We start from the raw sequence: 14,419 nt of genomic DNA, 5'->3' as shown, positions 1-14,419 counted from the left end.
AGGAGTGACTCATGTCTATTACCAGTTCAGTGAATGAATCACCGAATAACACGATTGTTGGAGAGTCAGCATCGACTAGCAAGAAGAAGGGGAGTGAAGAGCTGAATAGCAACTTTATGAATTTGCTGTTAGCGCAAATGAAAAATCAAGACCCAACTAATCCGATGAAGAACAATGAGCTGACCTCCCATTTGGCGCAAATTAACACACTCGCGGGGATCGAAAAGCTGAATACCACTCTGGGGTCGATTGTCGGTCAGATAAATAATAATCAGCCTGTACAGGCATCGGCTCTGATTGGACGGAAAGTGATGGTCCCTGGGGATACCATTTTGGTGGGTTCAAACAAAGAAGAGGGGAGCGTCAGCATAGCACCATTCGGTGTTGAACTAGAAAGGCCAGCGGACAGTGTAAAAGTCACCATTACTGATAAACAAGGGATGGTTGTGCGCCAAATTGATTTCGGTGGGTTGGAAGCAGGTGTCCATAATTTCACTTGGAATGGAACAAAAGAAGACGGCGCTAATGTTGAGGATGGCGCTTATAACTTCACCATTACTGCTAGCTATAAAGGCGAGCAGAGAGTGTTTCAGCCATTGAGGTTCGCGGAGGTAAAAGGCGTTACTCGTGACGCGGACGGCGCTAAGTTAGATTTAGGACGGATCGGTACTGTCACAATGGATCAGATACGTCAGATTCTTTAACCAGCAAGAATTTTAACGGAGAATAGTATGGCTTTTTCACAAGCAGTAAGTGGTTTGAATGCCGCGGCAGGTAATTTGGATGTTATTGGTAATAATATCGCTAACGCGGCGACCTATGGCTTTAAATCCAGCACAGTTGCTTTTTCTGACATTTTTGCCGGTTCTCAAGTGGGTTTGGGGGTAAAAATATCGGGTGTTAATCAGAATTTTAAAGATGGTACGCCGACGACAACGAATCGCCCACTTGATCTGGCGATTACTCAGAATGGTTTTTTCCGCCTGCAAGGTGGTGATGGTGGGATTTACTATTCCCGTAACGGTCAATTCAAGCTGGATGAGAACCGCAATATCATCAACATGCAAGGCATGAAACTGACCGGCTATCCCGCAGTCGGTATCAATGGCGGTGCGCCGGAGATTCAGAAAGGGGCTAACCCAGAGCCGATTACAATACCTCAAGGTATACTGTCGGCTAAAGCAACAACTAAGGTGACGATGACAACCAACCTTAATTCGATGCATAAAAAACCGACAAATGGTTTCTCGCCAGAAGATAAGGATTCTTATAACTATCCTACCAGTGTTACCACCTTTGATAGCTTGGGTAACCCACATGGTATCAGGGTTTTCTTTGTGAAAACGAATGATAACGAATGGCAGGTTCATGCTCAGGATAGTTCGGTTGAAGGCGCTAAAGCCGCTTCGTTGGGGACGTTGAAATTTGATGGCAATGGTAAACTGATTGGTGACAATAATCAGTTTATCTTTAATGTTCCTTCTCTGAATGGCTCTAATGCCGCTGATATCACGATTGATTTTAATGGCAGTAAACAGCAGAAAATTGATGCTGATAGCATATCGGCACTTAAGCAAGACGGTTATGCCGCAGGTGAATTCGATGGTTACCGTATTGAGCAAGATGGCCGTGTCATTGGTACCTATTCCAATAAGCAATCTCAATTATTAGGTCAGGTCGTTCTGACTAACTTTGCTAACCCAGAGGGGCTGGCAGCACAGGGTGACAACGTTTGGATAGAGACGGGGGCGTCAGGCAGCCCAGTGGTTGGCATTGCGGATTCTGGCGGTTTTGGCAAATTGCTCAGCGGCTCGTTGGAAGCATCCAATGTCGATATGAGCCAGGAACTGGTTAATATGATTGTCGCTCAGCGCAACTATCAATCCAGTGCGCAAACCATTAAAACCCAAGATCAGATCCTGCAAACGCTGGTCAGTATGCGCTGATAGTTTCGGGATAGCATTATGGATCATGTCATTTATACCGCAATGGGCGGTGCGCGTCAGACACTAGAACATCAGGCAGTGACGGCAAATAACCTGGCTAATGCATCGACGCCGGGTTTTAAGGCGCAACTGGCTGCTTTGCGAGCGGTACCTGTTGAAGGGGCTGCTTTTAATACCCGAACTTTGGTTGTCGCTTCAACGCCGGGCTCTGACAATCGCCAAGGGCCGATGAACTATACCTCTCGCCCGTTAGATGTGGCGATTGGGCAGGGGGGATATCTGGCGGTTCAGCTTGAAGATGGTTCTGAGGCTTACACGCGTAACGGCAGTATTCAGATTTCAGCAGAAGGTCAGTTAACTGTTCAAGGTAACTTGTTGATGGGGGACAACGGCCCGATCAATGTTCCGCCGCAGGCTGAGTTAACCCTGGCGACCGATGGTTCTATATCTGCACTGATTCCTGGCGATCCGCCAACACAGTTGGGGCAGCTTGGCAGATTGAAAATGGTGAAACCGGAGAGCGATCAGCTAGTCCGCGGTGATGATGGCCTCTTTCACATGACGGAACAGGCGCAAACGTTACAGGGTAATGTCTTGCCGGCCAGTGATGAGGCGAAATTAATTCCCGGAGTGCTTGAAGGAAGTAACGTCAATCCAATGGAAAGCATGGTGAGTATGATTGCCAATGCCCGCCGTTTTGAAATGCAGATGAAAGTCATCCATAGCTCAGATGAAAATGCACAACGTGCTAATCAGCTATTAGCAATGAGTTGATTTAGACACAGAGGATAAAACCGATGATCCGATCATTATGGATTGCTAAAACTGGGCTGGATGCCCAGCAAACCAATATGGATGTGATTGCCAACAACTTGGCGAACGTCAGCACCAATGGTTTTAAACGCCAGCGTGCCGTTTTTGAAGATCTGCTTTACCAGAACATTCGTCAACCCGGGGCGATGTCATCGGAACAGACCCGTTTACCTTCTGGTTTACAGATAGGTACCGGGGTACGTCCGGTAGCAACAGAACGTATACATAGTCAGGGAAACTTATCTGAAACTAATAACGGTCATAATGTTGCTATTAAAGGAAAGGGTTTCTTTCAAGTTCAGTTACCGGACGGTACCAGCGCCTATACCCGTGACGGCTCATTTCAGGAAGATCAAAACGGGCAGTTGACAACCGCTAGCGGTTTTTTGATCTTTCCTACCATTACTATTCCTGATAACGCAACGGACCTCGACATCAGTCGTGATGGTGTTGTCAGTGTGAAAGTACAGGGGCAATCGGCACTTCAGCAAGTTGGCCAACTGACCCTGACAACCTTTATCAATGACAATGGGTTAGAAAGTATCGGCGAAAACCTTTATGTCGAGACTAGCAGTTCTGGCGTGCCGATTGAAAACACGCCTGGAATTAATGGCACAGGGTTGCTCTATCATAAATATGTGGAAACATCTAACGTTAATATCGCTGAAGAATTGGTCAACATGATTCAGACTCAGCGCGCTTATGAAGTTAACAGTAAAGCGGTATCGACGTCTGATCAGATGTTACAAAAACTGACTCAGTTATAACCTAATCGTCAATCAGAACCGCGGGGGAACACTCAGTTTCCCCGTTATTCAGGGATAAATAAAGAGTATCGAAGATGGATACAATGGCTGTTGCCGAGACCAGCGCCGTTTGTCAATTCCGTCATTTACGGAAAAATGTGGCGAATAAATGGCGTTGTAGTATAGCACTGGCGGTATTGTCACTAACGGGCTGTGCGTATATACCGCAAAAACCCTTGGTTGAGGGAGCAACCACCGCAGCACCTTCTGCGGCAACCGCGCCAGTCCCTAATGGCGCTATTTTTCAAGTCGTACAGCCGGTTTATTATGGTTATCAGCCGCTATTTGAAGATCGCCGACCACGAAATATTGGCGATACTCTGACGATTACATTGCAGGAAAATGTCAGCGCCAGTAAGAATTCTTCGGCCAATGCCAGCCGTAATGGAAAAAACACGTTTTCCGCAGCACTGACTCCCCGTTTCCTGAAAGGGTTAATTGGTGGAGATAAAACCGATCTGGATATGGAAGCTGAGAATACTTTTGGTGGGAAAGGCGGCGCTAATGCGAATAACACCTTCAGAGGAACGATTACCGTGACCGTCGATCAGTTACTGGCAAACGGTAACTTACATGTGGTCGGTGAGAAGCAGATTGCTATCAATCAGGGAACGGAGTTTATCCGTTTTTCCGGTGTGGTTAACCCGCGGACAATTAATGCTAATAACACGGTCAGTTCCAATCAGGTCGCTGATGCCCGTATTGAATATGTGGGGAATGGCTATATCAATGAAGCGCAGAACATGGGGTGGTTACAGCGTTTCTTCCTCAATGTCGCGCCATTTTAACCGGGGATGGTTATGATAAAACAATTTGCTGTCAGCCTTCTTCTGGTATTGCTGGCTTTGGCGACAACGACTGCATCAGCAGAACGCATCCGTGATCTCACCACGGTTCAAGGGGTGCGGGAAAATGCGTTGATTGGTTATGGATTAGTGGTTGGGCTGGATGGAACCGGCGACCAGACTACTCAGACGCCATTTACCACCCAAAGTTTAAGCAACATGTTATCCCAATTGGGGATTACCGTTCCTCCGGGAACCAATATGCAGTTGAAAAACGTGGCTGCCGTGATGGTCACCGCGAAGTTACCGCCGTTTGGCCGTGCCGGACAGAATATTGACGTAGTGGTTTCCTCATTGGGGAACGCGAAAAGCTTACGTGGCGGTACTTTGCTGATGACACCGCTAAAAGGTGTTGATAATCAGGTCTATGCTCTGGCGCAGGGTAATATTTTGGTTGGCGGCGCTGGCGCCAGCGCCGGGGGAAGCAGTGTAAAAGTCAATCAGCTTGCGGGTGGTCGGATTAGTAACGGCGCCGTGATTGAGCGTGAATTGCCTACGCAGTTTGGTGAAAATGGCATACTGAATCTTCAATTAAATAACGAAGATTTCTCACTGGCGCAGCAAATCAGCGATACGATCAATCGTGCGGGCAGAACGGGAACCGCAACGCCGCTGGATGCCCGCACAGTACAATTGCGTATGCCGAGAGATAAAAGCGAGCAGGTTAAATTCCTCTCCCATGTGCAGAACTTGACTGTTCGTGTTGATGTCGGTGATGCCAAAGTGATTATCAACTCTCGCACCGGCTCTGTCGTCATGAACCGCAATGTCATGCTGGATAGCTGCGCGGTTGCTCAAGGGAATCTTTCTGTCATTGTCGATAATCAGGTGGTTATTAGTCAGCCAAATACACCGTTAGCCGGCGGCAGTACCGTTGTGACCCGTAATCCCGCTGTTGCTGTCCGTGAACAAAATGGCGCGTTGCAGCAGGTTAACGCCAGTGCAAGTTTGAGCCATGTTATTCAAGCGTTGAATGCATTGGGTGCGACACCGAATGATTTAATGTCAATTTTACAGGCAATGGAAAGTGCAGGTTGTCTGCGGGCGAAGCTGGAGATCATTTGATGAATGATTTTTTAACCCTGCCCGGTGCGGCTTATGATGTACAGTCGGTTAACACATTAAAATCCAATCTGGCAAAAGATCCACAACAGGGGCTACGGCAAGTAGCCCAACAAATGGAAGGGCTGTTTGTTCAGATGATGCTTAAAAGTATGCGTTCGTCCCTGCCTAAAGATGGCATGTTGAGCAGCGAACAGACGCGCCTCTATACTTCGATATACGATCAACAAATCGCGCAGAATATCGCTCAGAGGGGGCTAGGTTTTGCCGATATGCTGCTCAAGCAGCTTTCTAACGCTAAAACTGTCCCCAATGAAATAGCGGGCAAAATACCTATGACGCCGGATAACGAGATTTTGCAAACCTTGCCAAGGCAGGCGCTTGAGCAATTTATACGTCGAACGGTACCGAAACCCGAGGCGGCGCCAAAACCGCTACCGCTGAACAGTACGAATTTTGTATCCACGCTCTCGACCCCTGCCCGGATAGCTAGCCAACGCAGTGGTATTCCCCATTTGCTGATTATTGCTCAGGCCGCATTAGAGTCCGGTTGGGGACAAAGAGAGATTCTGACCGTTGATGGTAAGCCAAGCCATAATCTGTTTGGTATTAAAGCCGGTAAAGGCTGGAAAGGGCCGGTAACTAACATCTTAACCACAGAATATATCAACGGCGAGCCGCAGAAAATGAAGGATAACTTCCGTGTTTATGGCTCTTACGTGGAAGCGATTGAGGATTACGTCAAATTACTGACAGAAAGTCCCCGTTACGCCAACGTTGCCCGCTCTATGACCCCGGAGCAAGGGGCTTATTCCTTGCAACAGGCGGGGTATGCAACGGACCCCGGATATGCGAAAAAACTGGTCTCAGTTATTCAACAGCTAAAAGGTGCTGGAGAACAGGCGGTAAAAGCGTATACCTACGATTTGAGTAAACTATTCTGATCTCTATTTTGCTCAAGTTTTATTGAGTTCAGCCGATAAATAAAAGCAGTTCAGACGTTGTTTTTAGCTATCTGAAAGATTGTTTGCCGCCGCCAGCGGAGACATAAATAAAACGCAAAAGGATCTTCTGATGTCCAACAGTCTTATTAATACCGCGATGAGCGGCCTTCAAGCTGCTCAGATTGCTCTGGGGACCGTGAGTAATAACATCACAAATGCCAAAGTTCCTGGTTATAACCGGCAATCAACCGTTATCAATCAAAACGGCGGCACGATGACGTCCGTTGGCTTTATCGGAAATGGCGTAACTGTTACCAGTATTAACCGTCAATATAACGAATTTATTAATCAACAACTGTCTTCTGCGCAGGCGAAACAAGGCGCATTAACCACCTATTATCAGCAAATTTCCCAGGTTGATAATTTGCTGGCAGACAAAGCGAATAACTTATCAAACACCATTGATGACTTCTTTACTAGTTTACAAAATGTCGTCAGTAATGCGGAAGATGATGCAGCCAGAACAACAGCGATTGGTAAATCAAAGGGGCTGGTAAACCAGTTGAAAAGCGCGGATGACTTCCTGCGTAAAATGGAAAATAACATTAATCGGGGAATAAATAACTCGGCTGAGGCTATTAATAACTATGCGCAGCAAATTGCTAAACTCAATGGTGAAATTACCCGTATGAGAGGCGGCGGTAGTGCTGAGCCGAATGCATTACTGGATCAGCGTGATCAATTGGTCAATGAACTGAATAAACTGGTTGGCGTGAGTGTGACTCAGCAGGACGGTGACACTTATAATGTGACTTTTGCCGGTGGATTGACGCTGGTTCAGGGAACAACCGCTTATCGAGTGGAAGCGATTTCATCCAATGCGGACAGTAGTCGCATTACATTAGGCTATGATCGTGGTTTTGGCGACATTGTTGAAATTGATGAAAGACACATTGATAAAGGGCAATTAAGCGGTACATTACGGGCGCGTAGTGAAGTGCTGGATAATTCTCGTAATCAGTTAAACCAATTAGCGTTGGTATTGGGCGATCAATTTAATCAGGTTCACCGCTCTGGTTTTGATTTAAAAGGCAAACCGGGTGAAGATTTCTTCACATTTAATAACCCGGATGTGATTGCCGATAGTAAAAATAAAGGTTCGGCTGATTTTCAAGTGGAATATACCGATACCTCAGCGATAAAAGCCAGTGATTATCATATTCGCTACGATGGTACTAATTGGAAAATCCAGCGGGCCTCTGATAAGGCGGATATTGCTGCCAAAGTAACAGGTAATACACTGGAATTTGATGGATTAAAAGTTGAAATTGATCCAACAAATGCAAAAGAACACGATCGATATACTCTGAAAGGGGTCAACGGTGTTATTGGCAGTATGGCGGTTAATATTAAAGATGCATCGCAATTGGCGGCTGCCGGTACTAAAGATGGCGGGCCGAGTGATAACGTTAATGTCAAAAAACTCGTTGAATTGCAGAGCAAAAAATTGGTAGAGGGTAAAGCATCATTTTCTGGCGCTTATGCTTCGATGGTTAGTACCATTGGTAACCAGACCAGCACGGCGAATGTTGATTTAGAAACGCAGAATAATATTACTAAACAACTTTACGCTGAACAGCAGTCGGTTTCCGGCGTCAACATAGATGAAGAATATGGCGCATTACAAAACTTACAGCAATACTATCTGGCTAATGCGCAAGTGGTCCAGACTGCTACAACGCTGTTTAATGCCATTTTGGAACTCCGTCGTTAATAAACGTGCCATTTAATAAAAAATAGCCTGAGAATTACTCGGATATTTTTGGCATGTATACCTAATAGATTTCGAGTTGCAGAAAGCAGCAGCTTGAAAGATAAAGGGTATAGCTGAATATTTAAAAGGAATGATATTGTGCGCGTAAGTACCAATATATTGTACGACCAGAAAATGACTGGTATCACTACTGCTCAATCGAAATGGATGCAGCAGGGAGCACAGCTATCCAGTGGTCAGAGGGTAATAAATCCATCCGATGATCCGATGGCGGCATCTCAGGGTGTGATGGTTGCTCAGGCTGAATCTCAGAACCAGCAATATATGACCGCTCGCTCGTTTGCTAAGAACGCGATTTCCATGCAATTGAGTGTGGTAGCCAAAGCTGTCGGTGTGGTTCAAAATGTTCATGAAAGTCTGGTAGCCACAGTAAACGGCATATTGAGCGATGAAGATCGTAACTCGCTGGCTATTCAACTGACAGGATTTAAAGAACAACTGGTGAATTTGGGTAACTCCACCGATGGTAATGGCCGCTATATTTTTTCCGGTTATAAAACGGATGTGAAACCTTTTGATGAGAGTACAAGCGGTACAGTTAGCTATCGGGGCGGTTCTGAGGAAATGACTCAGAAAGTGGATAGCAACCGCTCTATGATCGTTGGACATACTGGTGCTCAAGTGTTTCTCTCGTCTACCAGCAATCCGATAAAAGAACCGGATGGCAGCCCAAGTGAATCTGATATATTTAAAACCATAGACATGGCGATTCAGTCATTAAAAACACCTTTGGCCGAGGCAGATCAAAAGACGCGTGATGATGCATTGGAATTGTTGAATAAGGCTAACCGCGGCGCCCGCAACGCGCTGAATAATATCTCTTCGGTGGAATCGGTATTGGGTTTACAACTGAGAGAAATGGAAGAATTAAATAGCTTGGGGGCAGAACGCAGCCTGGCTAATAAAAGCCGTTTGAGTGAGCTGGTTGACGTAGAATGGAATTCAACAATTTCGAATTATTATCAGCAACAAACAATACTTCAAGCATCGTATAAGACATTTGTCGATATGAAAGGCATGTCGTTGTTTGAACTATTCCGCTAATTTGGTTTGCATTTTTACTTTAATCGCTGGTTTTCAGGCCAGCGATTTTTCAATTAAATATCTTACGTCATTATTTATTATTTAAATAGTTCTGTTTTTATTTCTGAATTAATACTCCTATAGATATTTATTTTAATAAAATCAATGATATTTTTTCGCAATTAAATATATACGGCGGATTCGACTAATAAGTGGAAAAGAAAAATATATCGTTTGAAATATTACGTTAATTCAGTTTCCTCTTTTGTTTTTATTACTGATTCAGGTCAGCGATTTTGGCTAATAAAATCATTATAGTTAGTTTTAACATAACCTATTCAATATATTGAAATTTTACGCCAAAACCCCTGTTTTCACCAGAATAAAATATCATTTTTTTTAAAAAATAAGTTGATTATTTCTTTCATCTTCTACTCTCCCGCTCATATGTTGAACAGAGAAAAGTGTGGTTAATGAATATGCCAGTGAATAGGTGCGGTAATCATTTAAGTCAAAGAGGGTGAAATTATGGTTGTTTTACATGATCTGCTTAATTCCCTGAATCTCCACTTCCTGCAATCAGGAGGAATGTCATGACAGATTCAGGGCTGGTTTTTACACTTACTGCGGGTAGTCTCCCGGAGAAAACTTTTGTTGTGGTTGACTTTACGCTAGATGAAGCGCTATCAACATTATTTTGTCTGGAGGTGACATTAACCAGTGCTGACCCGGATATTGATTTTGCGGATGTTCTGGATCATTTTGCGACACTAACCGTTTATCGCGATGGAAAAATAGAACGCAGTGTCACTGGGATTGTGACTCAGTTTGAACAAGGTACGACAGGTCGTCATCGCAGTTATTATTCCTTGACCCTTCACCCTAGTTTATGGCGTGCGGGATTACGGGTTAATTCCCGTATTTTCCAGCGTCAATCTGTGACCGAGATTGTCGAAAAATTGTTGAAAGAAAATGGCGTTAGAAACTTCCATTTCCTATTGCGTTATGAACATCCTGAACGGGAATTTTGTGTTCAATACGATGAGAGTGATCTGGCGTTTCTTCATCGTTTATTAGCTGATGAAGGAATATTTTATTATTTTGATTTTAGTGAAGAGCGGGGAGAGCCATTAATTGTTTTTACTGATTCTTATCGGATAAATAGCAACCTTTCACTGCCTTATCATCCAGAATTGGATGCGACAGGAAGCCAATGCAGTATCAGTCGATTCTGTTGGCGTGAACAGGTCGGGATTGCCAATATTGAGTTGAAGGATCGTACTTTTAAAAATCCACTGTGGGGGGCTGAATATGAATATCACGAACGCCAAATTAACCACCAGCGTTCAGATTTACCCAGTTACACTTACTATGATTTTCCCGGGCGCTTTAAAAAAGGTGCGATTGGCGAGCGCCTGAGTCAATATCGTCTGGAAGCGCTCCGTACTGATGCTATGTTTGGCCGTGGGCAAAGTGACTGTTTTGCTCTGGCGCCGGCATCAGGGTTTACGCTGACTGATCATCCGAAAGCGCAATTTAATGCCTTGTGGCTGGTCATTAGCATCAGCCATCACGGTAGACAACCACAGGCGGATGAATCCCGTTTTGGTGAAATGGGGACGACCTTAACGAATGATTTCACCTTTGGCGATCGTAACCGGGTATGGCGTCCCTCGCCTTATCCTAAGCCGCGCATTGACGGCCTACAAATTGCGACCGTGGTTGGCCCTGAGGGGGAAGAGATCTTTTGTGATGAATTCGGGCGTGTGCGGGTGCAGTTTGCCTGGGATCAATATGGCAAATTCAATGACCAAAGTTCCTGTTGGATCAGAGTCAGTCAGGCTTGGGCCGGCAAGCGTTGGGGTATGATTGCTATCCCGCGTGTAGGGCAGGAAGTGCTGGTGGATTTTCTACATGGCGATCCCGATCAGCCAATTATTACTGGGCGTACCTATCATGCCGCTAATGTTGTGCCTAATCCTCTGCCGATATCAAAAACCCAGATGTCCATTCGTTCAAAAACTCATAAAGGGGATGGTTTTAATGAACTGAGATTTGAAGATGAAAAAGATCGGGAAGAGGTATTTATTCATGCTCAGAAGAATCTGGCGATTAAGGTGCTTAATTCCCGGGATGAGCGAATTAATTACAACCGTACAACCAGCATTGGCCATGATGACGAACTGGTGATTGCCAACAACCGTAAAATAACGGTTGATGGGCAGCAGGAGCATAAAACCACCGGGAACTACGTTGTTCAGGTTGAGGGTGACAAAACTTTGCAAGCTGGCGGCAATGTGGCACAGAAAGTTCAGGGTATGCTCAGTATTGATACCAATGGTGATATTACGGTGCAAAGCGGCAATAAAATCAGTCTGAAAGTAGGTAATAGCTTTATTGTTATTCATGCTGATGGTGTCGATATTAAAGGTCCATCTATTAATCTGAACTCAGGGGGGAGTCCTGGAGATTTATTGCGACCGGCGAATCCGGTTATTTTGCAAGCTGCCGCCAGTGCCGGTTCCTTGTTTGTTGCACACTGTCCGAAGGAGGATAACAACTGATGGCCGCTGAAAAATATTATGCCGTCATTGACGGTGCGATTGAATACCGATTGTTTTTTATCTTGGAAAATTTTAATCCCCCTGCGGTTTGTCTTTATGACGAATCTTTATCACCTGAACTGCTTAAGGTGGCGCCTTACTTGGTGGAGGTAACAGAAAAAGTCGGACTGTATTTAGAGGAATGGAAAACATGCTGGGGAATTTGTCTTCACTCAAAAGCGGATATGAAAACATTGCGTCAACATTTACGCAAATATCTTCAAGTATTATTACCCGATCAAGATAAACCGGTATTTTTCCGATTTTATGATCCGCGCAATATCTGGGAGTTTCTCAGTGTCCTCAGTGACTGGGAAATTCACTGTTTTCTGGGGCCGATAAATAAAATTAGCACTTCTCTGATGGGCGTTAAGCATGAAGATAATTTTCACGCGGTCAGAAAACCATTTCCCGCAGAGGCATGCTCCAGACAAAAGATGTTGCGGATCACAACAAAGCAATATGCTCAGTTAAATGAGCTATTCGAGCAACGATATATTAATAAACTGACGCAATTTATTAATGAAGTCAATTACCATAATGGCGCCGGTACGATAGATCTGCCATACGACTCCCTGTCGGCACATTCAGACCGGATATTGAAAAACCCGTTCCCTGAGACACATTATTCTCCCGCTTACATGGATGAGGCGACATTTATTCAACATAAAACCTTAGCAGAGGATTGTTTTTATTTTTGTCGTGATAATGAAATCACTGATGAACGCGCCATTGGAGGGTTTCTCTATTTACTGATGGAGAGACATATCAATCAGTTTGAGCAAATCCCGCGGGCATGGTTAACCGCACTCAGAGACCCCCAGTGGCCGGGTTATTATCGGATGGAAACATTATTAAAAAGCGAATTGGGTTTTATCCCCGATTAGGTAATTAAAAGGTAATTGATATGGCTGAGCAAACTATTTCATCCCGTGCCGGTGTTGCCTGCATGACATGCGACAACCCGGACCCCTGTATTTATAAAATCAGCGTCACTTTTGGTCAGAATACTCAGATTTGGCCTGAAAAGCCGGCAATTAAGATGAGCCTGATTGATCATGGAAAAGGTCAAAAAGGGACGATACAGATTGAAACTAAATGTAATAATGCGGCTAAACATCATGCGGTGCTAACGGGGGGACAGAAAGAGAAAACGCTGGAATTTAATGCTCCGCAGGAGGTGACATTATTTTATAAAGATCAGTTGGCAGACGCTGAGATTGAAAGTGATTTGGAAAGTGTCTGGTTTTATTTATCTAATCTTGCCAACCCGACAGATATCTACAGTGAACCGCGTTATTATAAGTTAATAACCCAGGGCTGCCTGGATAGTCAACAGTACGCGACGATAGCGGTTTACCCGTCGGTCAGTTTTATGGTTTCGGTTGGATTGAGCTTTGATTTTTCTCATGGAGAACGCACTGTAAAAGAGCGACGTGATGAACAGAAAAAAGCGCGTCAGGCGATGGAAAATGTCAAGCCTAAAAATGGCAATAAACTGCGCAGTGGGTGGACAACCCATACAGACCCATTTTATCTGACCCGACAGACGGCCATTAACGTCGAATATGCTTTAAAGGTTCAGGATATGGATTATTCGGCGAAGTTTGCGGAAATTAATAAGGTGAGGAAAAACCTGCCCAATTTAGAGGCCATCAATCGGGTGGAAAAGTTACTGGGTTACACCAAAGAATACCTGGCCCCCGATCCGGATTCAAAAGGCACCCGCAGTTACCAACTGCTTGAGCTCAAGGTGGACCCCATCAATATTGGACTGGCTTATGCTTATGACCGAACCACTTCGATGGATGACCGTACCCATTTTTTGGGTTTCAGTGCCGCTCCTTTTTTGGGGATGACGGCAAAACTGGATCTTATCCAAATGGGAGCGGCGTATTGCAAGATAGAGCGTGTGGCAGCCAAATTCAGGGAGGCGGTGGCCCGCAGGAATTCAAATGATAAAAACTATTTAGATCTGGAATGTTGCATTATTTTGACATGCAATCTGTCCTTTCAGTTGGGTGCCGCTTATAAACAAAAGCAGTGGACTTTTGACGCCGGTAATAAGAATGATTTGAAATTGAGTCTGGTAGGAAAAGTGAATGTCGCCTTTAAGACCCATATTATGATAATGGAAGTCGCAATGGGAGCGGGCGTGGCTGTAAAAACAGCGGCGGGTTTTGAACTTGATCAACATGATAAAGGGATCGATCTGGCTGGCTACCATTGTAGCGAGCCGCGTAAATTGAAAAAGTGCGTCATTTAAATTGATAAAATTTCCGCGCCGCGCTTTTTATCAAAACATGTGGTTTATTTAGACCCTTTTGCAGTCAATGATTGGCTGCTTTTTGCTCATTTCTTTCTCCATTCTTGCAAACGCTCATTTTGAACGTTAATTGATCTAAAAAAGGCCACTTGAGAGACCTTATCCAGCGGTTAAATTAACAGGTCACCTATTCAGATGGAAACACTGTAAATCAGCGTGAGGTTTTCCGCACACTCACACATAGAGCTAATTTTGATAAATACAATTTATTCTATGT

The 14,419-nt window shown here is 44.7% G+C and carries 12 protein-coding genes; all 12 read left to right on the top strand.

What is annotated here, in order from left to right:
• Nucleotides 1-11 precede the first annotated feature (11 nt).
• The 12 genes from flgD (at nucleotide 12) to TI10_RS04460 (ending at nucleotide 14,142) form a co-directional block, all read left to right on the top strand.
• On the top strand, nucleotides 12-704 hold the full coding sequence (flgD, locus tag TI10_RS04515) for a flagellar hook assembly protein FlgD (protein ID WP_049582021.1): 693 nt from the start codon (nucleotides 12-14) through the stop codon (nucleotides 702-704).
• A 27-nt stretch (nucleotides 705-731) separates the two neighbouring features.
• Entirely contained in the window at nucleotides 732-1,946 is a 1,215-nt protein-coding gene (gene flgE / locus TI10_RS04510; protein ID WP_049582019.1) for a flagellar hook protein FlgE, read from the top strand.
• A gap of 18 nt (nucleotides 1,947-1,964) precedes the next feature.
• A complete protein-coding gene (locus TI10_RS04505) occupies nucleotides 1,965-2,720 on the top strand; it encodes a flagellar basal body rod protein FlgF (protein WP_049582018.1) in 756 nt (251 codons plus the stop codon).
• A gap of 23 nt (nucleotides 2,721-2,743) precedes the next feature.
• A complete protein-coding gene (gene flgG, locus TI10_RS04500) occupies nucleotides 2,744-3,526 on the top strand; it encodes a flagellar basal-body rod protein FlgG (RefSeq protein WP_049582017.1) in 783 nt (260 codons plus the stop codon).
• A gap of 74 nt (nucleotides 3,527-3,600) precedes the next feature.
• Nucleotides 3,601-4,353 carry a flagellar basal body L-ring protein FlgH gene (locus TI10_RS04495; RefSeq protein WP_049582016.1) on the top strand — a complete coding sequence of 251 codons (753 nt, stop codon included), beginning with the start codon at nucleotides 3,601-3,603 and terminating at the stop codon, nucleotides 4,351-4,353.
• Nucleotides 4,354-4,365: 12 nt separating this feature from the next.
• Complete coding sequence (locus TI10_RS04490; protein ID WP_049582015.1) at nucleotides 4,366-5,475, top strand: flagellar basal body P-ring protein FlgI; 1,110 nt, start codon at nucleotides 4,366-4,368, stop codon at nucleotides 5,473-5,475.
• Nucleotides 5,475-6,416, top strand: a complete 942-nt coding sequence (gene flgJ / locus TI10_RS04485; RefSeq protein WP_049582014.1) for a flagellar assembly peptidoglycan hydrolase FlgJ — start codon at nucleotides 5,475-5,477, stop codon at nucleotides 6,414-6,416. Before TI10_RS04490 ends, flgJ begins: the two co-directional genes overlap by 1 nt.
• Before the next feature lie 130 nt (nucleotides 6,417-6,546).
• A complete protein-coding gene (flgK, locus tag TI10_RS04480; protein WP_049582012.1) occupies nucleotides 6,547-8,190 on the top strand; it encodes a flagellar hook-associated protein FlgK in 1,644 nt (547 codons plus the stop codon).
• A 138-nt stretch (nucleotides 8,191-8,328) separates the two neighbouring features.
• Entirely contained in the window at nucleotides 8,329-9,294 is a 966-nt protein-coding gene (gene flgL / locus TI10_RS04475) for a flagellar hook-associated protein FlgL (protein ID WP_049582011.1), read from the top strand.
• A gap of 572 nt (nucleotides 9,295-9,866) precedes the next feature.
• On the top strand, nucleotides 9,867-11,837 hold the full coding sequence (gene tssI / locus TI10_RS04470) for a type VI secretion system Vgr family protein (protein ID WP_074524875.1): 1,971 nt from the start codon (nucleotides 9,867-9,869) through the stop codon (nucleotides 11,835-11,837).
• Nucleotides 11,837-12,763, top strand: coding sequence for a DUF4123 domain-containing protein (locus TI10_RS04465; RefSeq protein ID WP_049582009.1), 927 nt, complete (start codon nucleotides 11,837-11,839; stop codon nucleotides 12,761-12,763). The genes tssI and TI10_RS04465 overlap by 1 nt, the downstream gene beginning before the upstream one ends.
• Before the next feature lie 20 nt (nucleotides 12,764-12,783).
• A complete protein-coding gene (locus tag TI10_RS04460) occupies nucleotides 12,784-14,142 on the top strand; it encodes a hypothetical protein (RefSeq protein WP_244161504.1) in 1,359 nt (452 codons plus the stop codon).
• The last annotated feature ends 277 nt before the right edge of the window (nucleotides 14,143-14,419 follow it).

Source organism: Photorhabdus luminescens subsp. luminescens, from assembly GCF_001083805.1.
Taxonomy (GTDB): Bacteria; Pseudomonadota; Gammaproteobacteria; order Enterobacterales; family Enterobacteriaceae; genus Photorhabdus; species Photorhabdus luminescens.
Note: the sequence above shows the minus strand (reverse complement) of the source record. Positions and strands in the feature narration are given on the sequence as shown.